Annotated in this window: 20 protein-coding genes and 1 tRNA gene; 20 read left to right on the plus strand and 1 reads right to left on the minus strand. The window is 64.5% G+C overall.

Translation table 11 applies throughout. The annotated features are described in order from the left end of the window. Window positions 1-50: 50 nt before the first annotated feature. The gene (locus ACQR1Y_RS06625; RefSeq protein ID WP_434876557.1) at window positions 51-638 is read left to right on the plus strand and encodes a Spy/CpxP family protein refolding chaperone; all 588 of its coding nucleotides are present in this window, start codon (window positions 51-53) and stop codon (window positions 636-638) included. A gap of 176 nt (window positions 639-814) precedes the next feature. Further along, window positions 815-890: transfer RNA gene (locus ACQR1Y_RS06630), tRNA-Lys, on the plus strand. A 97-nt stretch (window positions 891-987) separates the two neighbouring features. On the opposite strand, the gene ACQR1Y_RS06635 is transcribed toward ACQR1Y_RS06630, so the two are convergent. Then, complete coding sequence (locus tag ACQR1Y_RS06635; RefSeq protein WP_434861387.1) at window positions 988-1,956, minus strand: helix-turn-helix domain-containing protein; 969 nt, start codon at window positions 1,954-1,956, stop codon at window positions 988-990. Window positions 1,957-2,762: 806 nt separating this feature from the next. Between ACQR1Y_RS06635 and ACQR1Y_RS06640 the strand changes: the two genes are divergently transcribed. The 18 genes from ACQR1Y_RS06640 to ACQR1Y_RS06725 all read left to right on the plus strand — a co-directional run bounded on the left by ACQR1Y_RS06640 (window position 2,763) and on the right by ACQR1Y_RS06725 (window position 22,633). Beyond that, window positions 2,763-4,085 carry an ABC transporter substrate-binding protein gene (locus ACQR1Y_RS06640; protein WP_434861388.1) on the plus strand — a complete coding sequence of 441 codons (1,323 nt, stop codon included), beginning with the start codon at window positions 2,763-2,765 and terminating at the stop codon, window positions 4,083-4,085. A gap of 35 nt (window positions 4,086-4,120) precedes the next feature. Continuing rightward, entirely contained in the window at window positions 4,121-4,852 is a 732-nt protein-coding gene (locus ACQR1Y_RS06645; protein ID WP_434861389.1) for an ABC transporter ATP-binding protein, read from the plus strand. Further along, complete coding sequence (locus tag ACQR1Y_RS06650; RefSeq protein ID WP_434876556.1) at window positions 4,839-5,537, plus strand: ABC transporter ATP-binding protein; 699 nt, start codon at window positions 4,839-4,841, stop codon at window positions 5,535-5,537. The genes ACQR1Y_RS06645 and ACQR1Y_RS06650 overlap by 14 nt, the downstream gene beginning before the upstream one ends. A gap of 7 nt (window positions 5,538-5,544) precedes the next feature. Further along, the gene (locus ACQR1Y_RS06655; RefSeq protein WP_434876555.1) at window positions 5,545-6,411 is read left to right on the plus strand and encodes a branched-chain amino acid ABC transporter permease; all 867 of its coding nucleotides are present in this window, start codon (window positions 5,545-5,547) and stop codon (window positions 6,409-6,411) included. A 4-nt stretch (window positions 6,412-6,415) separates the two neighbouring features. Further along, window positions 6,416-7,423 (plus strand): branched-chain amino acid ABC transporter permease, encoded by a 1,008-nt coding sequence (locus tag ACQR1Y_RS06660; RefSeq protein ID WP_434876554.1) that lies wholly within the window; start codon window positions 6,416-6,418, stop codon window positions 7,421-7,423. A 5-nt stretch (window positions 7,424-7,428) separates the two neighbouring features. Further along, the gene (locus ACQR1Y_RS06665; protein WP_434861393.1) at window positions 7,429-8,892 is read left to right on the plus strand and encodes an amidase; all 1,464 of its coding nucleotides are present in this window, start codon (window positions 7,429-7,431) and stop codon (window positions 8,890-8,892) included. 644 nt (window positions 8,893-9,536) lie between these two features. Beyond that, window positions 9,537-11,117, plus strand: coding sequence for an ABC transporter substrate-binding protein (locus ACQR1Y_RS06670; protein WP_434876553.1), 1,581 nt, complete (start codon window positions 9,537-9,539; stop codon window positions 11,115-11,117). Between the two features lie 62 nt (window positions 11,118-11,179). Next, a complete protein-coding gene (locus ACQR1Y_RS06675; protein WP_434861395.1) occupies window positions 11,180-12,160 on the plus strand; it encodes an ABC transporter permease in 981 nt (326 codons plus the stop codon). A gap of 24 nt (window positions 12,161-12,184) precedes the next feature. Then, entirely contained in the window at window positions 12,185-13,093 is a 909-nt protein-coding gene (locus ACQR1Y_RS06680; protein WP_434861396.1) for an ABC transporter permease, read from the plus strand. Continuing rightward, on the plus strand, window positions 13,093-14,916 hold the full coding sequence (locus ACQR1Y_RS06685) for a dipeptide ABC transporter ATP-binding protein (RefSeq protein WP_434876552.1): 1,824 nt from the start codon (window positions 13,093-13,095) through the stop codon (window positions 14,914-14,916). The genes ACQR1Y_RS06680 and ACQR1Y_RS06685 overlap by 1 nt, the downstream gene beginning before the upstream one ends. Then, window positions 14,913-15,674 (plus strand): DeoR/GlpR family DNA-binding transcription regulator, encoded by a 762-nt coding sequence (locus ACQR1Y_RS06690; RefSeq protein ID WP_434876551.1) that lies wholly within the window; start codon window positions 14,913-14,915, stop codon window positions 15,672-15,674. Before ACQR1Y_RS06685 ends, ACQR1Y_RS06690 begins: the two co-directional genes overlap by 4 nt. Continuing rightward, the gene (locus tag ACQR1Y_RS06695) at window positions 15,667-16,953 is read left to right on the plus strand and encodes a Zn-dependent hydrolase (RefSeq protein WP_434876550.1); all 1,287 of its coding nucleotides are present in this window, start codon (window positions 15,667-15,669) and stop codon (window positions 16,951-16,953) included. The genes ACQR1Y_RS06690 and ACQR1Y_RS06695 overlap by 8 nt, the downstream gene beginning before the upstream one ends. Further along, on the plus strand, window positions 16,950-17,915 hold the full coding sequence (locus ACQR1Y_RS06700; protein ID WP_434876549.1) for a phosphotransferase family protein: 966 nt from the start codon (window positions 16,950-16,952) through the stop codon (window positions 17,913-17,915). The genes ACQR1Y_RS06695 and ACQR1Y_RS06700 overlap by 4 nt, the downstream gene beginning before the upstream one ends. 11 nt (window positions 17,916-17,926) lie before the next feature. Next, a complete protein-coding gene (locus tag ACQR1Y_RS06705; RefSeq protein ID WP_434876548.1) occupies window positions 17,927-18,859 on the plus strand; it encodes a phosphotransferase in 933 nt (310 codons plus the stop codon). Continuing rightward, complete coding sequence (locus ACQR1Y_RS06710) at window positions 18,859-19,647, plus strand: inositol monophosphatase family protein (RefSeq protein ID WP_434876547.1); 789 nt, start codon at window positions 18,859-18,861, stop codon at window positions 19,645-19,647. Before ACQR1Y_RS06705 ends, ACQR1Y_RS06710 begins: the two co-directional genes overlap by 1 nt. 7 nt (window positions 19,648-19,654) lie before the next feature. Beyond that, window positions 19,655-21,055 carry an ethanolamine ammonia-lyase subunit EutB gene (locus ACQR1Y_RS06715; RefSeq protein WP_434876546.1) on the plus strand — a complete coding sequence of 467 codons (1,401 nt, stop codon included), beginning with the start codon at window positions 19,655-19,657 and terminating at the stop codon, window positions 21,053-21,055. Then, entirely contained in the window at window positions 21,048-21,836 is a 789-nt protein-coding gene (gene eutC / locus ACQR1Y_RS06720; protein ID WP_434876545.1) for an ethanolamine ammonia-lyase subunit EutC, read from the plus strand. The genes ACQR1Y_RS06715 and eutC overlap by 8 nt, the downstream gene beginning before the upstream one ends. A gap of 197 nt (window positions 21,837-22,033) precedes the next feature. Further along, the gene (locus ACQR1Y_RS06725) at window positions 22,034-22,633 is read left to right on the plus strand and encodes a cupin domain-containing protein (protein ID WP_434876544.1); all 600 of its coding nucleotides are present in this window, start codon (window positions 22,034-22,036) and stop codon (window positions 22,631-22,633) included. Window positions 22,634-22,851: the final 218 nt, after the last annotated feature.

The following is a 22,851-nucleotide window of genomic DNA, read 5'->3' on the forward strand; positions in this document are numbered from 1 at the left end:
ATGCCCGGCACGGCAGGCTCATGCTGGCCCGGCTTTCCAAGGAGGTTGGCATGAGAAGGTTCACGATTGCCGCTGTCGCCGTGCTCGCCATTGCCGGTTCGACCGCGGTCTACGCCCAGCGCGGCTGGTTTCACGACCACATGCACCACGCGCGCATGAACCCGGAGGATCGCGTTGCGATGCTCGATGCGCGAATCGCTGCGGTCCATGCCGGCCTGAAACTGAACGCGGACCAGGAGAAGCTGTGGCCGCCGGTCGAGAGCGCGGTGCGCGATCTCGCCAAGCTGCGCTTCGACCGCGCCAATGCGCGGATGAAGGCCGCCGACGACGCCCAGGACAGGGACGTCGATCCCGTAGCCCGGCTGCGCGAGCGGGCCGACACCATGGCTGTGACGGCCGATGCGATGAAGAAGATCGCCGACGCCGCCGACCCGCTCTACAGGACCCTCGATGACGGCCAGAAGCGCCGGCTGTCGATGCTGACGCGCCCGATGGGCCGCATGATGGGACCGGACGGCCCGCGCCACCACCGCTGGATGGAGCGCGGCGAGGGCGACGGTCCGCGCTTCGGCGAGCATCCATTCGGCCCGGGCCGCATGGGCTGGTCGGACGACGACCGCGACTCCGGGCGGCTCTGACGATCGGCTAACGATCCGTCTGATGTCGCTTGGAATTTCAATTGGGGAAAACCGCCGCCGGCCGGCGGTTTTTCTGCATCGAAAACGCCGAAAAATCGTCAGGGATCGCTGGACATCCCGGAATCGCTTTGCTAAACGACCGGCTCTTGCGAAGGCTTTCTCCGGACGCAAGCTCCGGGCGCATAGCTCAGTTGGTAGAGCAGCTGACTCTTAATCAGCGGGTCCTAGGTTCGAGCCCTAGTGCGCCCACCAAGCCTTTCAAGGACATGAGCCGGATCGACCGGAGTCGTTGCGACAATCTCCTTCACGACGCTTCCGGAAACCGGTTTTGGGGGCGCGTGATGCGCGGCTACCGCGGAGTCCTCCGGCATCGCAGCAGGCTGTGCGGGGACCGACCAAAAGCCTTTTTGAAAGCTCGGCTGAAATGGGACAGGTCGCTGAAGCCGAAGCTCATCGCGGCGTCGGTGACGCTTCTGACGCGCCCCTCGGCGAGTGCATTGTAGCTGGCCGCAAGACGCTGCTGCCAGAGCCAACGAGATGGAGTTGTCCCTTCGGCCGCAAACAATCGATTGAGGGTCCGTGTGGCCATGTTCTGCTTCGCAGCGATGGTATCGATATCGAGCTCGCAATCATGAAGGTTGTCGACGATGAAGCGTTTCACTTGATCCAGGCGTCGGCCGCGCTCGAGATCCAGTGACTCCAGGTCAGTCAGCTCGGCCTCGAGCGTCGCAGCTAGAATGTCCACAGCCGACATGCTCAAGCGGCGGATGACGTCGTATCGCGCAACACTCTCAAGCCCGAGCAACTGACACACGACCGAGCCGGCGAGCGTCGCGAATCTGGATTGGCCGTCGATCCGCCGGGCAGTCAAGCGATGCATCTCCGGGAGACGAGCGGTTAGCAATGGTCTCGGACACGTCAGGACGATCGAACTCGAATCTTGACCGAACTGAAGGGCGAACGGCTTGGACTGGTCATATACGATCAGGTCACCAGGACGCATTCGCGCTTCACGGTCGTCTTGTACGAAGGCGGCCTCTCCTCGGACGATGAGGAGTGTCGTGAAATGATCGCGCGGGTCCTTGCGGATTTCGTCCGCTCCCCGCGTGATACGGATCAAATTGTCCGCGGGCGTCGAAGACGACGTTTCACTGAGAACCAAATCGCCGAATTGCCGCGTGGAGATCTGCGCCGAGAAGTGGCGGTCCGAGATCGGGCGGCGACATTCTGTCAGCGAATAGTCGCGGCAAGTCACCTGGTGCCAGTGTTCAAAGCCGTCCTTTGGCGTCACGGCGCTGGTGCTTGCGAGTCTAAGCATCAGTTTCTCCAACGGGCAAAGCTTTCACGTCGAGGCGGTCTTGCCAATAAGCCGGCGCCGGCAGTTTCCTCGTCTGTCCGCGAGGAGTTTGGCTTCCCAGGACCTTTACTGGCAATGACGATTTTCTGACGTCGATGGGCACTGGATTGTGCGGCACGACGATAACCAGGAAACACGCGGTCCGTTCGTTGCGGGCTAGGTCGCCTGCTGCGCTGCGGCATGCCGGTGAAAGCAAGCACGTCGTCGCACGAAGGCTGGCGCTGGATTGGCGGCCAGCGTTTCCGCCGCGATTGCGGCTGGCCGAACAGCAACAATTGGCGGCCTGAGTCAAAAAGGTGGCGCTGCGGGCCAAGCGTCTCGACGGCCGCCGTGCTCTGGTTCAGGCGAGGCCGATGAGCCGGAGGCGTGTTGGAGCAAGCCGTGGATCGTTCTCCGTCACTGTCCATTGCAGAAGGAGATGCTTCGCCCCGCTCATCTCCAGGCGTTCGCGAGCCGGCAAATGCATGAGCAACGGATGTGCATCTCCATCCGTCAGCCTTCGAGCGTTGCGCGTCCGAGCAGGCAAGCTGTGTCGCAGGACAGATCATCTCGACCGGTTGCAGAACGACACCCGGCGGAGCCGGCTTTGCCGTCGAACGGCGATCGGGCTGACGTCGCCCGGCGACGGCTCATCAATCGAGCGGCCCGACCGTGACCAAGCGACGCGCGAAGCAAGCGTTCTTCGCAACCGGGGTGGGAGGTGACGCGGCCGGCCGCGTGACCATGGGCCGGTGTTCGATCAACCGATGATTTGCAGGAGGGATGTCGTGAGCGGGACCAGCAAGTTCACAGCGAAGGTCGGGAGCGGGAAGATCAGCCGGCGGAGCCTGCTGAGGGCTGCGGGAACGGCGGGCCTCGCTGCGGCGGGCAACGTGCCGCTGGTCAATATCGCGGGGGCGGCCTCCACCACCATCAAGATCGGCTGGTGCGGATGCCTGTCGGGTGTGCGCGCCGCCTTTGCGGAGCCGGACCCCTGGATCCACGAGCGGATGAAAAATCTCGTCAAGGACGGCCTGAAGATCGGTGGCAAGACCTACGCCGTCGAATTCGTGATCAAGGACAATCAGTCCGATCCCAACCGCTCAGCGGTCGTCGCAAGCGAGCTCGTGCTTCGTGAGAAATGCGACCTCATCCTGGTCGAGGACGGCGATGCGCAGATCCCGATCGGCGAATTGGCCGATGCGCGCGGTGTGCCGACGATCTCGACCATGCTGCCCTGGCAAGGCTGGATGTTTCCGCGCAAATCGACGCCGGACAAGGGCTTTCCCTATACGTTCCATTTTTTCTGGGGCGCCGATGACGTCGTCAAGAATTTCGTGGGCATGTGGCAGTCGGTCGAGACCAACAAGAAGGTGGGAACGCTCTACATCGACAATCCGGCTGGCACCGCATTCTCGGATCAGCAACTCGGCCTGCCAGCCGGCATCAAGCAAGCAGGCTTCCAAGAGATCTCGACGGGAAGCTTCCAGATCGCGACCGACGATTTTTCCAATCAGGTCTCGACGTTCAAGAATGCAGGCGCGGAGATCGTTTCGGGCTTCACCTACGGCAATCATTGGGTGACGCTGTGGAATCAGGCCGCGCAGGCCGGCTTCAAGCCACAGATCTGCACGGTCGCGGCCGCCTTCCTGTTCCCGAGCGCGGTCAACGCGCTCGGGGATCGCGGCGACGGCATGTCGACGGAAGTCTGGTGGACGCCGGCCTATCCGTTCAAGTCCTCCCTCACCGGCCAGTCCGCGGCCGAACTCGCAGCCGAATGGGAGAAGGCGACCGGAAGGCAATGGACCCAGCCGATCGGCTATGCCCACGCCTTGTGGGAGGTCGGCTTCGCGGCGCTTCGCAACAGCGATCCGAAGGATAGGAATGCGCTGCGCGATGCCGTTGCCGGCCTCGATCTCGAAACGGTGGTCGGCCCGGTCAAGTTCAAGAACAGCCCGATCAAGAACGTCGCGGTGACCTCGCTGTCCGGCGGGCAGTGGCGAAAGAGCAAGGGTGGCAAGTCGCCCTACGAACTTCTGATCGTGCACAACGGCACCGCTCCGTTCATCCCGAAGCAGGCCGATCTCGCCCTGCTGTCGAAGCTGGTTTGAACGGCCACGGCGGATCGGCGCGGACGGACAATCCAATGGTCGAAGTGCTGCGCATTGCAGGTCTCTGCAAGAATTTCGGGGTCATCCGGGTTGCCGATGACCTCGATGTCGAACTCGCTCTTGGCGAATGTCTAGGCGTGATCGGACCGAATGGCGCCGGGAAGAGCTCGCTGTTGAACCTGATTGTTGGATTGATCAGGCCCGATGCCGGCTCAATCAGCCTGGACGGTCGGGAGATCAGCGGCCTTCCCGCTCACCGGCGGGTCCGCTTCGGTATTGGCAGGGCCTTTCAGATTCCGCAGCCGTTCCCGCACTTGACGGTCTTTGAAAACGTTCTCGTGGCGGCGACTTACGGCGGCGGTCTGCATGGCATGGCGGCAACCGACTGGGCGATGGACGTCCTTCGCCGCACATCGCTCGGCGGCAAGGCGGATCACATCGCCGGCGCCCTTCCATTGATCGACCGCAAGCGTCTCGAATTCGCCAAGGCGCTCGCCTCGAGGCCGCGCTTGATCCTGCTCGACGAGATCGCGGCGGGTCTGACCGAGCCCGAGGTCGAGCGGCTGATCGAGATCATCGCGGGCGTGAAGGCCGATCATGCCATGATCTGGATCGAGCATATTCCACATGCCCTGCGGGCGGTCGCCGATCGTATCCTGGTCCTGAATTTCGGCCGCAAGGTCCTCGAGGGGCCGCCGCGCGAGGTGATGGAAAGCCGCACGGTCAAGGAGATCTACATGGGATTGACGGCCGATGACGTTGCTTGAAGTCGAAGGCCTCGATGTCTTTCATGGCGACCTTCAGGCGATCTTCGGGCTCGCGTTTTCCGTGGCCGAGCGCGAGGCGGTTGCGCTCGTCGGCGCCAACGGTGCCGGCAAGACCACGTTCCTGCGCGCGCTCGTCGGCCTGATCGACAGCAGGCAGGGCGAGGTTCGGTTCGACGGCCGCAACATCCAGGACATGCCGGCGGAGCACATCGCGCGTCTCGGTCTCGGCATGGTGCCCGAGGGGCGCATGCTGTTCGATACCTTGACGGTCGAGGAAAATCTCCTGATGGGGCAGGTGAGCCGGCGCCCGGGCTCATGGACGCTGCGGCGCGTGTTCGACCTGTTTCCGGTCCTCGAGCAGCGGCGCAACCATCTGCCGCGCCAGCTTTCGGGTGGGCAACAGCAGATGGTCGCGATCGGCCGCGCACTGATGTGCAACCCGCGCCTGCTGCTCTGCGACGAGATCTCGCTCGGCCTCGCCCCGGTGATGGTCGAGCAGATCTATGGCGCCTTCGGTGACATCCGCAAGGAAGGAACGGCGCTGGTGCTGGTCGAGCAGGACGTCAAGCGCGCGAGCAGCGCCAGCGATCGCATCTACTGCCTGTTGAAGGGACGCGTGTCGCTGACCGCGAGGGCCGGCGATGTGAGCGTCGCTGAATTGACGCAAGCCTATTTCGGGATGTGAGCGGGACATGGCGTGGATCGAGACGCTGGTGAACGGAGCCCTGCTGGGCGGTCTCTATGGCCTGCTCGGCATCGGACTTGCGCTCGTCTTTGGCGTGATGCGGCTGGTCAACATCGCGCATGGCGAGTTCATGGTGCTGGCCGCCTATCTCGCCGTCATGCTGGTCGGCCTGTTTCCCCAGGTGCACCCGCTGCTGGTGTTGATCCCGGTCATCATGGCGGCCTTCGGCGTCGGCTTCCTCTATCAGGCCGCGATCATGAATCGGGTGGCTCGGGCGCCGGATCCGCTCCCACCGCTGCTGCTGACCTTCGGCGTCTCCATCGTGTTGCGCAACCTGATGGTCGAGGTGTTCGGTGCCGACGTCAGGAGCCTTCAGCTCGGCGCGCTTTCGCGTGCCAGCATCAGCGTGTTCGGATTGAGCGTCGGGGTCATGCCGCTGCTGACACTGATCGCGGCGGTGTTGTTGTTCCTGGTGCTGCAATGGGGGCTCAAGCGCACGGTCTTCGGCCGTATCGTCCGGGCGACCGCCGACCGTCGCGACATCGTGCGCCTGTTCGGCGTCAAGCCGGACCTGGTCTACAACTACGTGATGGGCCTGTCGCTGGCGCTTGGCGCGATCGGAGGGGTGCTGCTGGCGGTGCGCTCGAGCTTCACGCCGTTTTCAGGCGTGGAGCGTCTGCTGATTGCCTTCGAGGTCGTGGTGCTCGGCGGCATCGGCTCGTTCTGGGGCGCGTTGCTCGGAGGGATCGTGCTTGGGATGGCGCAACTCGCCGGACTGAAATGGGATCCGAATGCGGGCCTGCTCTATGCGCATCTGCTTTTCTTCGTGATGCTCCTGATCCGTCCTGCGGGTCTGGTGGCGAGCAGGGTCTGATCCCATGAAGACGATTGCGATCAGCTTTGCCGTCATAGCCGCGCTGCTCGCGGCCGGGCCGTGGCTTCTCGGCGAGGGCGCGCTGCGGTTTGTGACCGAGTGCCTCCTGATCCTGGCGATGGCGCAGATGTGGAATCTGCTCGCGGGCTATGCCGGTCTCGTCTCCTTCGGTCATCAGGTGTTTGTCGGAATCGGGGCCTATGGACTGTTCCTGATCTCCGACACGCTCGGTCTGTCGCCGTATTGGGTTCTGCCGATCGCGCCGCTTGCCTGCGCCATCGTCGCTTCCGTCATCGCGCTGCCGCTGTTCCGGCTGCGTGAAGCCTATTTCTCGATCGCGATGTGGGTCTTCTCCGAGATTGTCGCCGCGCTGGTGATGAAAGCCATGTGGCTCGGGGGGACCGCAGGGCTGCCGCTGAAGTCGAGCCGCCTGCTCGACCTCGATTGGTTCGAGCCGGTGCTGTTCTGGATTGCCGCCGCGCTGGCGCTGGGGACGATCGGCGGCCTTTTCCTCCTGATGAGGTCCGGCTTCGGTCTCGGTCTCATGAGCGTGCGCGACAACGATCTGGCCGCCATGAGTGTCGGCGTCGACGTCCAGCGCAACCGCTTCATTGTTTTCGTGCTGTCCGCGGTCGGCTGCGGGCTTGCCGGGGCGGTGTCGTTTCTCGGCAACCTTTATGTCTCGCCGGCCGCGGCCTTCGACGTGAACTGGGTCGTCTACATGATGTTCATCGTGATGATCGGCGGTATCGGCACGCTCGAAGGCCCGATCATCGGCACAGTGATCTTCTTCGGCCTGCGTGAGCTGATCACCGGCCAGCTCGGCTATTCCGCCGGCTGGTATCTGGTCGCCTTGGGCACCGTCGGTGTGATCGTCATGCTCTGGTCCCCGCGAGGCCTGTGGCCGCCGCTGCGCGACCGCTTCGGCCTCAAGCTTCTCGGCGTCGGGCGGAGGGCGCCGACCACACCTGACCTTCCGCCACTGGCCCGAAACGTCGGACAATTGGGATGATTGGCATGTCTGCTGACGAGACTTGTTTCCTGACCGCCACCGAGCAGCGCGCGTTGCTCCTCGCGCGCCGCATCAGTGCCCTCGAATTGCTCGAGCTGCATCTTGATCGGATCAAGCGCGTCAACCCGTCCTGCAATGCCGTGGTCGCGCTCGATGAAGAGGGCGCTCGCCGGCAGGCTCGCGCCGCCGACGAAGGGCTGGCGCGAGGAGAGAAGGCTCATCCGCTGCATGGTTTGCCGATGACCATCAAGGATTCCTTCGCTGTCGCGGGCATGGCTGCGACCTGCGGCCTGGAGGAGCTACGCGACTATCGGCCGCGCGAGGACGCGGTCGCGGTCGCAAAGATCCGCGCCGCCGGTGCGGTGATCTTCGGCAAGACCAACCTGCCGGCGGGAGCTGCCGACCACCAATCCTGCAACACGCTGTTCGGCCTGACGCGCAATCCGTTCGATGGTGAGCGGACCGTCGGCGGCTCCTCCGGCGGCTCCGCCGCGGCGCTCGCGGCCTGTTTGACCTCGCTCGAATTCGGCAGCGATATCGGCGGCTCGATCCGCGTGCCCGCCCATTTCTGCGGCGTCTATGGCCACAAGCCGAGCCACGGTCTCGTCAGCACCGAAGGGCACATTCCGCCGCCGCCCGGCCACGTCGCCTCTGTAGAGCTGGGCGTCGCGGGCCCCTTGGCACGAAGTGCGTTCGATCTCGAATTGCTGTTCGACGTGGTCCGCGGCCGGTCCGATATCGATGGTACCGGCGCCAGGCTGCAATTGCCGGCCGCGCGGCACGACGATCTCCGGTCGTTCCGGGTGGCCGTCTGGACTGACGCCTATCCGCTCGAGGATGCCTATGCGGCCGCGATCGAGGGGCTGGTCGATGATCTCACGCGCCTCGGCGTCAACGTGAACAGGCAGGCGCGGCCTCCGATCGATCCCGCCGCAAGCCACGATGTTTATATCCAAACCCTGTTCGGGATCATCGGCGCCGGGTTGCCGCCGCCCGCGCGCGAGCAGTTGCTCGCCGCTGGTGACACGGCCGCGAGCGGCAGCTATGCGCGCCGTGTCGCCGACGCGGTGCGCCAGTCGCTTCCGGAGCATTTCGCCGCCACGGAAGCGCGGCATCAGCTCTATCGCGCATGGCGCAGCTTCTTTGCCGACTACGACGTGCTGCTATGCCCGATCACGCCCACGGTGGCGTTCCCGCATGACATCGAACGGCTCGATCTCGCCGCGCAATTCACACGGCGCCTCGCCGCGAACGGCGGCACGATTCCGTACATGGACAATCTGGCCTGGCCCGGTCTGGTCACGGTCGCCAATCTGCCGGCCACCGCCATTCCGACGGGCCGCAGGGTCGGGAGCGTTCCTGCCGGTGTGCAGGTGGTCGGACCGTATCTCGGCGATCGCACCACGCTGCGGTTCGCCCAGCTCGTGGAGCAGGCATTGGGCGGCTTCGCTCGCCCGCTCGCCATCTGATCGGCAAGAGCCACGCCGATGGCCATTCGCGCTGGCCGTCCTGTCCCGCGTGTTCCCCAGGGAATGGTGATGTCGCCGCAGGCGTCGGCGTTGAGCGCCGGCGGCTGATCCGGGTCAGGCCATGCCTCACGCTGACATGGACGTCGCGCCGCAAGGCGCGCCACCCATACAGGCGCAACCAGCATGGGGCGAGGAGACGAAACGGGGCTCCACAATCCTCATCGTGCCGTGATCGACGAATCCTGAACGAGGGGGCCGAGGGTGACACTCGTCTTGAGTGGCAAGCTGCGCTCGCAGCGCGTTCGTGCGTCCCGATGATCACGACGGGATGAGCGCCGGCGCCACTCCCTGGTGGCGCCACCCTCCATCTGCAGGCTGACGATCGCGACGACGGTACGAGCGATCACTCTCCGTCCGAGGCACCATCGTTCGATCTGCCACCTCGGCGTGTCTGCGGAGGCTCTGGTGATTGCCAAAGGGGCGGAGCATGCCCGATTGGACGCCATACGCCCACAAATCGGTCAAAACCCACAATAGAGCGCATATCCTATCTTATTGAAAATGCGTAACTCCAGCGCTGGCACGACCTCTGCATGACCGTTTTGGCCGGTTGGAGTTTCGTTCCGCAAGATAGGGGAATGTCGATGCCTTCAGAATTTAGCCGCCGTCACTTCATGCAAGGTGCCGCGGCCGCCGCTGCGGCGGGCTACATGCAGATCAATCCGGATTTCGTTATTTCAAAAGCGTTCGCTCAGGCCGGAAAGACGATGACGTTTCTCTCGGCGGAGAACATCACCGGCAATTGGGACCCGACGGCCCACACCACGCTCTCGCAGAAGAACATCGAGGGCTTCGTCATGGGCTTCCTGACGCGCACGCCGATGAAGCTCGATAAGCCCGATGAGGTCGTCTACGAACTCGCGACCGACATCAAGCTGCTCGATCCCAACAAGCTCCAGATCAAGCTGCGCGAGGGTGTCGTCTTCCATGACGGCAAGCCCTTCAAGGCCGAGGACGTCAAGGCAACCTTCGAATATGGGTCACGCGCGGACCGTCCGGCGCAATGGTACCCCGGACCGACCGAAACGCTGAAGATCGATACGCCCGACGACTACACCGTGATCGTCGACACGTCGAAGGGCGGCTATCCCGCTCATCTGTTCATGTTCCTCGCGGCGTTCCTGCCGATGATGTCGGCCAAGGACATCGCTGCCGGCCCCGGCGGCGTGCTGTCGCAGCGCCTCAACGGCACGGGCCCGTTCAAGTTCGTGGAGCAGCGCGGCAACTCGACCGTCATGGTGGCCAACGAGAGCTACTTCAAGGGCAAGCCGGCGATCGCCGGAATCAACTTCAACTTCGTCGGCGATTCCACGACCCGCATGCTGTCGCTGATGAACGGCCAGGCCTCCATCGTGGAGCGGCTCGAGCCCGAGCAGGTCGATACCGTCAAGGCCAATCCCGCCATCCACATCAACCGCGTCGTCTCGGTCGAGAACAAGTATCTCTGGTTCCGCTGCTCGAAGCCGCCGTTCAACGATCCGCGCATCCGGCTGGCTGCCTGCCATGCCATCAATCGCGATATGATCCTCGAGGTTCTCGGCAGCGCGGGGCACGCCTCGTCCAACTTCATTTCGCCGGTGAAGTTCGGCTATTTCGACCTGCCGAACTATCCGAAGTTCGACCCTGCGAAGTGCCAAGCGCTGCTCGCGGAGGCCGGCTTTCCCAAGGGCAAGGGGCTGCCACCGCTCGAATACATCACCTCGGTCGGCTTCTATCCGAAGACCAAGGAGTACGGCGAGGTCCTCACTGCGATGCTCAACGAGCAGGGTTTCAATGTCAGCCTGACCGTGCTGGAGCCTGCGGCGTGGAACGAGCGGCTGTATCACCGTCCCGGCGGCGGCCCCGGCCACATGGTCGACTGCGGCTGGTCGACCGGTTCGCCGGAGCCTGATCTGATTCTGCGCACGCACTTCCATTCGACGTCGCATCGCATCTGCGGCATCGAGGATCCCGCGATCGACGCCTCGCTCGACAAGGAGCGCAGCGCGCCGACTCTCGAAGAGCGCAAGAAGATCCTGCAGACCGAGACGATGCCGCTCATCGCCTCGAAGATGCCGGCGCTGTCGCTGTTCACGTCGGTGATGATCCACGCGATGCAGAAGGACTATGCCGGGCTGTTCATCTATCCCGACGGCTCGATGGACGCGTCGAAGAGCGCCGCCTGACACGATCCGAGCCGCACCTCGATGCGAGGTGCGGCTCCCGCTCCCTCCGATGAGGTTCGCGAATGTTCACGTTGAATTTCCTGATCCGTCGCCTCGCGCAGGGCGTGGTCATCATCGGCCTCGTGTCGCTGCTGATCTTCACGCTGCTGCGCGTCGTTCCCGGCGATCCCGTGCGGCTCATGGCCGGAGGCATGGCGCCGGAGGCACTGATCGAGAAGATCGCCAAGGACATGGGGCTGCGCGATCCGATCATCGTGCAGTTCGGCCGCTACATGGGATCCGTGTTGCAGGGAGACCTGGGGCAGTCCTTCGTGCGTCCGGCCAACGGGGCTGCGACCGGCGGTGCGAACTTCAACGACAGCACGCGCGGCGAGCGCGCCAAGGTGCTCACGCTGATCCTGGAGGCGCTGCCGATGACGCTTCAGCTCGCCGCGGTGACGCTGGCGATCGCGTTGCTGTTCTCGGCGCTCGTCGGCATCGCCGGCGGGCTCAACCCCGGCGGATGGCCCGACAAGCTCGCCTTCTACGTCTCGTCGGTCTTCATCTCGCTGCCAAACTTCTGGCTGGGCATCGTTCTGACGCTGCTGCTGTCGGTGAAACTCGGCTGGCTGCCGGCCATCGGCTACAATGGCTTCGCCTACACCATTCTGCCGGCCGTCGTGCTCGCGGTCGAGATGTCGCCGGTGCTGATCCGCACGCTGGTCGGCGCGGTGTCGTCGCAGATGACGGAGCCGTATGTCTCGGTCGGCCGCGTGCGCGGCCTTGGCCGGACCCGCATCATCGCCAACCACGTGATGCGAAACGCGTCGGTCCCGCTGCTGAACCTGCTCGGCATCCAGTTCTCGAGCCTGCTCGGCGGCGTGATCATCGTCGAATACATCTTCGATTATCCAGGGCTCGGCCTGCTCACCATCAACGCCGTGCTGCAGCGTGACTTCCCTCTGATCCAGGGCATCGCGATCGTGACGAGCGCCATCTTCGTCGTGATCAACATCATCGTCGATCTCGTCGCGACGACGATCGACCCCCGGCTGGACTACTGAGCCCGAAGGCTTCCGATGTCGATCATGTCCATTACATCTTCCCATTCGTCGACGCCTCTGGCGTCCCGCTCGCTCGCGCGGCGCGTGTTCGACAGAGCCGTGGCGTCGCCCGGGTTTCGGGTCGGGGCCGCGATCTTCCTGGCACTGTTGCTCGCGACGGCTCTCTATCCCGAGCTGAGCGGCATCGATCCCACCAAGATGGACGTCAAGGCGCGGCTTCTGCCGCCGCTGTTCACCGGAACGAACTGGAGCTGGGTTCACCCGCTCGGCACCGACCAGATCGGCCGCGACATGCTGGTCCGGTCCCTTGTCGGGCTGCGCTACTCGTTCCTGATCGGCATGGCCTCGGTGATCGTCATGCTGATCGTCGGCTGCGCCCTCGGCACGGTCGCCGGCTATTTCGGCGGGCGCACCGATGCCGTCATCATGCGCCTCACCGATGCCCAGCTCTCGATCCCCATGATCATCCTGGCTATCGCCGTGCTCGGCGTGTCGCGGCCGACCATTCCCGCCATCGTTCTCGTGCTCGGCATGTCGAACTGGCCGGTCTATGCGCGCATGATGCGCAGCGTGGTCATGACCGAACGCCAGCGCGAGTTCGTCCGGGCGGCGAAGATCGGAGGATCGACCGATCTGCGCATCATCGTCACGCTGCTGTTGCCGCTGCTGCTGCCGGCGGTGCTGTTCTCCTCGGTGCTGGACGTGGCGCGCATGATGATCTTCGAATCGACGCTCGGCTTCCTCGGCCTCGGCGTCCAGCCGCCGACGCCGACCTTCGGCAACATCATTGCCGACGGTCGCAAGTACCTGCTCAACGCCTGGTGGATCGCGACCATGCCGGGACTGTTCCTCGGTCTGACCCTGACCAGCATCAACCTGATGGGCGCGGCCCTCGAACGGGCGCGCGACACCGTTCACGCCGGAGGTGAGTGATGGCGGCGCTGCTTGAACTGCGCAACATGACGGTTGCGCTCGGCCGGTCCGAAGCTGCGAAAGTCATTCTCGACGACGTCTCTTTGTCGTTGGCTCCGAAGGAGATCGTGGGCGTGGTGGGCGCCAGCGCGTCCGGCAAGACGGTGCTGTCGCGGGCCGCGGTCAACTGGCTCGAACCGCCGCTGATGCGGCGTTCCGGCACGGTGCTGTTCGAGGGACGCGACATCTACGCGATGAAGGAGACGGACATGCGCGCGCTGCGCCAGCGCGTGTCCTATGTCGGGGCCAATCCGATGGGGGCGCTCGATCCGACGCTGCCCGTGGGCGCCCAGATCGTCGAGAAGATGCGCGCGGTCATGCCTGATGTGTCGCGCCGGCAGGCCGAGGATCGCGTCGTCGAGCTGTTGGATGCGGTCCGCATTCCCTCGGCGCGAAGCAGGTTTGACGATTATCCCTCGCAGTTCTCCGGCGGGATGATGCAGCGCGCTCTGATCGTCGACGCCCTCGTCACCAACCCGGCCGTGCTGATCGCGGACAACGTGACCCAGCCGCTCGATGTCACCGTGGCGGCGCAGGTGATCCGCTTGATCAAGGAGCTCACCGATCAGTTCGACACCGCGGTGCTGTTCATCTCGTCCTCGCTTCCGATGGTGCGCGAGGCGAGTTCGCGCACCCTCGTGATCGATCGCGGCCGCATCGTGGAAGAGCAGGCGACCGAGGCGCTCGTCGAAAGCCCGATCCACCCCTATACCCGCGAGCTGGTGGCGCAGACGCCGAAGATCTGGCGCGACACCGGCGTCGTGCCGGCGCTGCCGGTCGAACGCGAAGTCGTGCTCAGCCTGCGCGATGCGTCACAGACCTACCGGGTCAAGAAGCGCAGCGGCCTCGGCGGCGTCAATCTCGTCCGCGCCGTCCGCAACGTGACCTTCGATGTCCGGCGCGGCGACAGCTTTGCCATCGTCGGCGAGTCCGGATGCGGCAAGTCGACCTTGATGCGGCTGCTGTCGCGGCTCGAGCTGCCGAGCGCGGGACAGATCCTGTGCGAAGGCAAGGACATCGCGACCCTGCGCGGACGCGAGCTGCTGGCGTTCCGCGCCAGGCTTCAGCTCGTGCTGCAGGATCCGTTTGGATCGCTGCCGCCGCGAACCTCGATCGGCCGCATGCTGGAGGAGCCGCTGCGCACGCATGGCTGGCGCGACAAGGAGAAGCTGCGGGCGCGCGTGCTGAAGGTGATGTCGGAGGTTGGCCTCGCTGCCGAACTGTACAACGAGCTGCCGCTCGGCCTCAGCGCCGGCCAGCGCCAGCGCGTCAACGTGGCGCGCGCGCTGGTGCTCGAGCCCACCATCCTGATCATGGATGAGACGCTGTCGGCGCTCGATCAGGCGGAGCAGTTCAAGCTGCTCGACCTGTTTCAGGCGTTGCAGAAGGAATACAACCTGACCTACATCTTCATCTCCCACGATCTGGCCATGGTCCGGAAGGTCTGCAACCGCGTCGCGGTGATGTATCTCGGGGAGGTGTTCGAGCTTGCCGACAATCAGCGTCTGTTTTTCGATCCGGGCCATCCCTACACGATGGCGCTGCTGAGCGCGATGCCGACGCTCGAAGACAAGCGCTACAAGCCCGAGGACTGCCTGCTGGAGGGCGAGCCGCCGAGCCCGCTCTCGATTCCCGCCGGCTGCAGCTTCAAGTCACGCTGCCCACGCGCGATGGAGATCTGCCACGGCGAGCAGCCGTTCCTGACCGTGCGCGATGAGCAGGACTTCGCCGCCTGTCATCTCGTCGCCCGGCCGATGCCGCCGGCCGAGAGGGCCTTGCCATGAGCTTCACCGAGAGCCGGCTCGAATTGATCAGGGCCATGCTGCGGCAGAAGCAGCGCGTTCACGTCAAGGATCTGGTCGATCAGCTCAAGGTCAGCCACGAGTCGATCCGCCGCGATCTGCGGGAGCTCGAAACGCAAGGCTTCGCCCGCCGCGTCTATGGCGGGGCCGTGCTCGAAAGCCAGGAAAGCGATCAGCCCTTCGCCGAACGTCTGCGCGTCGGCGGCCGCGAGAAGATGCGGATCGGCGAGGCGGCCGGCGCCCTGGTCAAGGACGGCATGAAGATCTTCATCGACGAGGGAACGACGGCGCTGGCCTGCCTCAAATACATCGAGGCGCGCAAGGACCTCACCATCGTCACCAACTCGCTCGCGGTCGCGTCGCACTTCTTCTATCAGGGATCGGCGAACGTGCGCGTGCTGGGCGGCCGGCTCCAGCCGGTCTACCAGGCGACCTTCGGTCCCGAGGCCGTTGCCGCCATCAAGGAACATTTTTTCGATCTCGCGATCATCGCCATCAGTGCCGTTCACGCCCAGCGCGGCTTCATGGACTACGGCGAGGACGAAGCCATCATGCGTCGTGCCGCGCGTGCCCAGGCCAAGCGGTCGGTCATCGTCGCCGACAGCTCCAAGTTCGGCCGACTCGGTTCGATCCACACATTCGGACTTGGTGACCTCGATGCCGTCATCACTGCCGCGCCTCTCGCCGCGGAGTTCGCCGACCAGTTCCGTCAATTGAAAGTGGACGTGATCTATGCCTGACGCTCATCTTCCCAATGCTCCGATCAATCCGTCGCGCCTGAAGGCCATGATGGAGCAGGTCTCGACGTTCGGCGGCAAGCCGAACGGGGCGATGACACGGCTCACACTGTCGAAGATCGACGGGCAGGCGCGCGACTGGCTTTCATCGTGGTTCAAAGATCACGGGTTCGAGCAGCAGATCGATCCGATCGGCAATCAGTTCGGAAAGTTGCCGCTCGCCGGCGGCAATGCGCCGACGGTCATGGTCGGCTCTCACCTCGACAGCCAGCCGAACGGCGGACGATTCGACGGCGCGCTCGGGGTCGTCTCGGCCTGCGAAGCCGTGCTGGCTGTCGCCGAGCGGATGGAGGCGGAGGGCCGGCTCGCCGCCTGCAACTTTCAGGTCGTGAACTGGACCAACGAGGAGGGGGCTCGCTTCCAGCCGAGCCTGCTTGGCAGCAGCGTCTTCGCCGGCGCGATCGAGCTCGACTGGGCGCTCGACCGGGCGGACGGCGATGGCATGACGGTCCGTCAGTCTCTCGCGGAGATCGGCTATGCCGGCACGGCCAAGGTCGAACGTCCGGATGCGCTGATTGAGCTGCATATCGAGGGCGATGACAAGCTGTTCGGCGCCCACGAAAGGTTCGGAGTCTTCACGCGCTTCTGGGGCGCGACCAAGTACCGCCTGGCCTTCCTGGGCGAGCAGGCCCACACCGGGCCGACGCCGATGGCGCAGCGCAAGGACGCCTTGCTCGCGGCTGCCTATCTGATGGCCGATCTCAGGCAGTTGGCGAACGATCACGGCCTCGATCTCCACACCTCGGTCGGCCGGCTCGAGGTTCATCCGAACTCGCCGAACACCGTGCCCGCTGAAGCCGTGCTGTTCATCGAGCTGCGCTCCGGCTCGCCGGACGTGCTCGCCGAGGCTGAGGAGAAGATGAAGGCCCGGATCGAGGTCGCAGCGCAAAGGGCTGCCGTCGGCTACGAGGTTCGCTCCATCGACCGGCGCCGCGCCGGCGGCTTTGCGCCGGGGCTGATCGCGCTCGCCGAGCGCGTGGCGGCGCAGCGCGGCGAGACGGCCCGTCATCTCGATACGATCGGCGGCCATGACGCTGTGGCGATGTCCACGGTCTGCCCGTCGATCGTGATGGCTGTCCGCTCGAAGGACGGCGTCATCCACCATCCCACCGAATACACCAGTCCGGAGGATCATGCCGTGAGCACGCAGATTCTCGCGGACATGCTTTACGCGATCGCGCGTGACGGCCTGAAGAGCATCGCATCGGAGGCTGACGCATGAAACGGATCGGCCAGGCCGAAACTGCCGATGAGCTTCGCGCCGAACGCGCTCTTGCGACTCTGCTGCCTGCGGATGCCGGCCGGCTCGGCTACGCCGCGGCCGTGTTTCCGGTGGCGTCGCCGTCCTACCAGGCCGTGGAATCGACGAGCTTTGACGTCGCGCGCGACGGGACGGAGATGACCCTGTTTCTCCGCCTCGGTGCAGCCGAGGTCGCCGAGCTGGTCGACAGCGCCGTTGCTGTGGCCGCAGCCCGGCACGTGGCAAGTCTCGGGCTGGCTCCGGCCGTGATCGCAGCCGATGCCGCGAGCTGCAGTCTGCTGCTGGAGCGCCTGGGGGAGGGCTGGAAGGTAGCGAAGATCGACGACCTCATCGCCCCCGAGAAAGCCGCGCGTCTCGTCGCCATGCAGAAGACCATCGCGTCCGGCGCGCCATTCGGAAGGCCCTGGTCCGTTTTCGACGGCATCTCCGCCATCTGGTCGTTGCTGCCGGCGGCCGATGTCCCCCTGCCGGGAGACATCGACTGGATGAGGGGATGGATGAGCAAGATGGCCGAGGCGATCGATGCCGCGGGCGTCGACCGCCAGCCGGCGCACGGCGATCCGCATTCCTCCAACCTGATGCTCGGCCCCAATGGCGAGATGGTGCTGGTCGATTTCGACATGGCCGGCGACATCGATCCCTACTATCAGCTCGGTGTCCAGATGAACGAGCTGTATCAGTTCGAGAGCCAGATGAAGCGGCTGCTCGAAATGCATGACGGGCGCTTCACTGACAGCGCCTTCAGTCGCTGCCGGCTCTATGCCGCTGCGGACGATTTCTACTGGGCGCTGCGCAGCCTGCTGCTGGCCTCTCGCTCGCCATTGCAAGGCGTCGAGTTCCTCAAATATGCCGCGTGGCGCTTCCTGCGCTGCCGCATGTTGCTCGGCAGACCGGGCTTCGAAGAGTTCCTGCGCACGATCTAGGGGACGTGGTCATGAAACAATTGGGAATGGCCGGTAACGAGGCGGAGGGCTTGCTCGAAGCCGCCATCGTCAAGGTCGACGCCTGGAAGGGACAGATCCGCTATCGTCCGGTGTCCGGCGGCATCAGCAACACGAACTTCCGGATCGCGGTCGAGGGCGCCTCGCACGATTTCTTTGTCAAGATTCCCGGCCGGGGCACCGAGATGTTCATCGACCGGAAGGCCGCCCGCGCCGCGAGCCGCCAGGCGGAGACGATCGGCGTCGGTCCGAGGACGTTCGACTATCTCGACGACGAGGGAATCGAGATCGCCGAGTTCGTGGCCGACCGGCGGCCGTCCACCCATGCGGATTTCGTCGATCCGGCGGTCCGCGCCGAGACCGTCCGGCTGTATCGCCTGTTTCACGAGGCGCCGCGCTTGCCGCTGACCAAGACCGTGTTCGACATGATCGATGAGCATGACGAACAGGTCCGCCAGCTCGAAGGATTTCTGCCGGAAGATCACGCCTGGCTGACCTGGCAATATCGGCAGGCGCGGACGGCGCTCGAGGCGGCCGGGCTCGACCTCGTGCCATGCTTCAACGATCCGATGCCCGGCAATTTCCTGCTCGGCGCGGACAAGTCGATCATGCTGATTGATTTCGAATACGCCTCCAACAATGACCGCCTCTACGACCTCGCGATCTGGGCCGGCGAGCATTTCTTCTCCGAGGAGGTCGAACGCGAGATCATCGAGGAATATTTCGGACGCTACGACATGCGCGCGCATGCGCGCTTCATCGTTCACAAGGCCCTGGCCGACATCAAATGGAGCACCTGGGCGATGGTGCAGAACCGGATTTCCACGCTCGATTTCGATTTCTACAAATACGGAATTTGGAAGCACATGCGGGCACGTTCCATCATCCACGATCCGCGCTGGCCGCTGTTTCTCAAGGCGCTCTGATGCTCGTGTCCAATATCGCGACTGAGCAGGCCGACGCCTATCTCTCGTTCGCAGCCGAGCTCGCCGATGAGGTCCGCCCGATCGCCTTGTCGTATTTCCGGACGGCCATCGAGTTCACGGCCAAGTCGGATGACAGTCCGGTGACGGTTGCCGATCGCCTGATCGAGGCGCGGCTGCGGGAGCGGATCTCGGCGCGCTATCCTTCCCACGGGATCTATGGCGAGGAGATGGGCGTGAAGCAGGGAGACGCCTTTACCTGGGTGATCGATCCCATCGACGGCACCAAGAGCTTCATCACCGGCTTTCCGCTGTTTGGCACGCTGATCGGGCTGACCTGTGATCGCCGGCCGTTCTGCGGCCTGATCGACATTCCCGCGACGGGAGAGCGATGGATCGGGCGCCCGGGTCTCACCACCTATGGCGGAGCGCGGGCGCGCACCCGCGATTGCCGGCGCGTGGCGGATGCTCGGTTCTACACCACGTCTCCCGACACGTTCGTCGATGCGGATCTGGATCGGTTCGAGCGGCTCTCCAACGCCGCGCAGATGCGGCGCTTCGGCGGTGATTGCTACATCTACGGTCTTCTCGCCTCGGGCCATTGCGATCTGATCCTGGAGACCGGGCTGCAGCCTTACGACTACATGGCGCTGGTGCCGATCCTCGAGGCGGCCGGCGGCAGGATCACCGACTGGAACGGCGCGCCGCTGTCGGTGGAGTCGAGTGGCCATGTGCTCGCATCGGCGACACCGGCGCTGCATGACGAAGCGCTCGCCATCATCAGAGGGTGACAGGCGGATGGCGTATTCGACGACGATCGAGCGCACGGTCTATCGCTTCGCGGATTTGAAGGAGCTGATGGCCAAGGCGACACCGCAGAGGTCCGGCGACGAATTGGCCGGCATCGCTGCCGACGGTCCGGCCGAACGCCTGGCTGCGCAAATGGCCTTGGCCGACTTGCCGTTGAAAGCTTTCCTGGCCGAGGAGCTCATTCCCTCTGATGACGACGAGGTGTCTCGGCTTATCGCAAAGCAGCATGACGCCGCGGCATTCGCGGCCGTCAGCTCTCAGACCGTGGGTGAGTTCCGCGAATGGCTGCTCAAGCCGGAAACGGCGCAGGCCGAGCTCGAGGCCGTCACGTTCGGGCTGACGCCCGAGATGGTCGCTGCCGTTTCGAAGATCATGCGGCTGCAGGATCTCGTCGCCGTGGCGGCCAAGCGCCAGGTCGTGACGCGGTTTCGCTCGACCATCGGTCTCGCCGGCCGTCTCTCGACCCGCAATCAGCCGAACCACCCGACCGACGACTCCCGTGGCATTGCCGCCTCGGCGATCGACGGACTGTTGATGGGATCGGGTGACGCGGTGATCGGCGTCAATCCGGCGACGGACGGATTGTCCGACTACATCCGCATCGTGGAGTTGCTCGACGATCTCAGGACGCGACTTGCGGTCCCGACCCAGACCTGTTGCCTGGGGCACGTCACCACGGCGATCGCTGCGATGTCCGCGGGGGCTCCGGTCGATCTGGTGTTCCAGTCGATTGCCGGATCGCAGAAAGCGAACGAGGGATTTGGCATCACGCTGGCGCTGCTCGAAGAGGCCCACGACGCGGCGCGGTCGCTGGGGCGCGGTCAACCCGATGCGAACCTGATGTATTTCGAGACCGGGCAGGGCGCAGCGCTGTCGGCGGACGCGCATTTCGGAGTCGATCAGCAGACCATGGAGGCACGCGCCTACGCGGTTGCGCGCGAGTTCAGGCCATTGCTGGTGAATACCGTCGTCGGCTTCATCGGGCCCGAATATCTTTTCAACGGCAAGCAGATCATCCGCGCCGGCCTGGAGGACCATTTCTGCGGCAAGCTGCTCGGCCTGCCGATGGGAGTCGACGTCTGCTACACGAACCATGCCGATGCGGACCAGGACGACATGGACACGCTGTTGACGCTGCTCTGCGCCGCCAACGTCAATTTCGTCATCACGGTGCCCGGCGCCGACGACGTGATGCTGAACTACCAGTCGCTCGCGCATCATGATGCGGTCTTCTGCCGCGAAACGCTGGGCCGGCCGCCTGCACCGGAATTCGCGCAATGGCTCGTTGACGTCGGCCTGACCGATCGCTCCGGCCGCTTGCTGCCGCCGCCGCCGGCACTCATCGACGGCATGGCCAGTGTTCCGTTGCTGGGAGTGGCCCATGGGTGACCTCGACCGCGACCAGCCGGCCAGCCGCTTGCCCGATCTCCGGCAGATGACGCAGGCGCGGGTGCTGTTGGGCCGTTTCGGCGCCGGACTTCCGACCCGCGCCGTGCAATCGTTCCAGCTCGATCACGCACGGGCACGGCAGGCGGTGTGGTCGGAGGTCGACCGGGTCGTCTTGCGTCGTCAGCTCGGAGACGTGAACGTTGGGATTGCCGAGGCGGGCAGCATGGCGACCACGCGCGAAATGTTTGTCCGGCGTCCTGATCTCGGGCGCAAGCTGTCTGCCGAGTCCGTGCCTGATCTTGCAGCGCTGCCGCGTGGGCGCGACGTCGTGATCGTCCTTGGGGACGGATTGTCGGCCAGCGCCGTTGCGGCCAATGGAGCTCCGCTGACGCAAGCACTGCTGCAGCGTCTCGAAGCTGCGTCCATCTCCATCGCCGGTGTGATCCTGGCCGCGCAGGCGCGCGTCGCCCTGGCCGACCCGATCGGCGAATTGCTGCAGGCCCGCGTTGCGATCATGCTGATCGGGGAGCGGCCCGGATTGTCCGCGGCAGATAGCCTCGGCGCCTATTTGACGTGTCGGCCGCAGGTCGGGACGCCGGATTCCCGCCGCAACTGCATCTCGAACATCAGAGCCGGGGGCCTTGCGATCACCGAGGCCGCTGATGGCATCGTCGCGCTGGTCGTTGCGATGTTGAAGACCGGCGTGAGCGGCGTCGGGCTCCAGGCCGCTAATGCAAAGCTGGTGGCTGCCGACCGGACCGAGCCACAGCGACTTGCCTGAGTGCGCCTCCGGTGCATTGGACGTCGCATGGCGCGAAATCCCGCATCCGAACAATGACCGCCAACGGTTCTGCAACTGGCCCACGTCTCTCCTTCGCGTGCGATGGACGATCTCTGGAGACCGTCCTTGTCCGCCATTTGAGGCCTGCCCTCATGACATGCTGGTAAATCACGTGATTGTTATGCATATGTTTTCGCGTGGAATTTGCGAGGAGCAGCCACGTGAGTTCAGACAACGGCACATTGAATATCGGTCTGCGGCTCAGGCGCGCCCGGCTGTCCAAGGGGCTGCGCATGCGCGACTTGGCACAGGTTGTTGGCTGCGACGAGAGCATGATCTCGAAGATCGAGGCCGGCAAGGTCATGCCGTCGCTGCCGATGCTCGACAAGATGGTCCGCGCGCTCGACCGCGACATGGCGTCGTTTTTCGGTCTGAGGGTCGATGACTACAAGCTGGTGCAGAAGCCCGAGGACCGGCTTAAGGTGCCTGTCGATGCGCTGCGTGGCGGAAAAGGCGTCGTTTACGAGCGTCTGGTGCCGGTGGCAGCAGGGAATCTGCTGGAGGCGAACATTCATGTCGTCGCGCCCGGCGGCGAGAAGGTCGACCTCATCACCCATCAGGGAGAGGCCGTTGGCTATCTCGTGTCGGGAACGCTCGAACTCACGATCGACGACACCACCTATCTGATGACCGCCGGGGATTCGTTTTTCTTCAAGGCGTATCTGACCAACAGCTATCGCAACGTCGGCCCCGACGAGGCGCGGATCATCTGGGTCAACACTCCGCAGGTCCACTAGCGGCTCGTTGTCGAGGCGGGCGGTGCCTCACGCCTGCCTGAGCGTCTGCATGAATTTCATGCATGTGGCGAGAACAGATGCAGAGGGCCTGGAACCCAGGGAGTTCCGCAACCTCACTTCGGAGACAATCGAGGCGAAACCACGAGTGGTTCCGCGTCTACTGCATTTCAAGGGGGCTGCGACGACCGTGGCATAGCGCTTGCTTCGCACCAACATGA

Source organism: Bradyrhizobium sp. HKCCYLRH3099 (assembly GCF_051167855.1).
GTDB lineage: Bacteria > Pseudomonadota > Alphaproteobacteria > Rhizobiales > Xanthobacteraceae > Bradyrhizobium.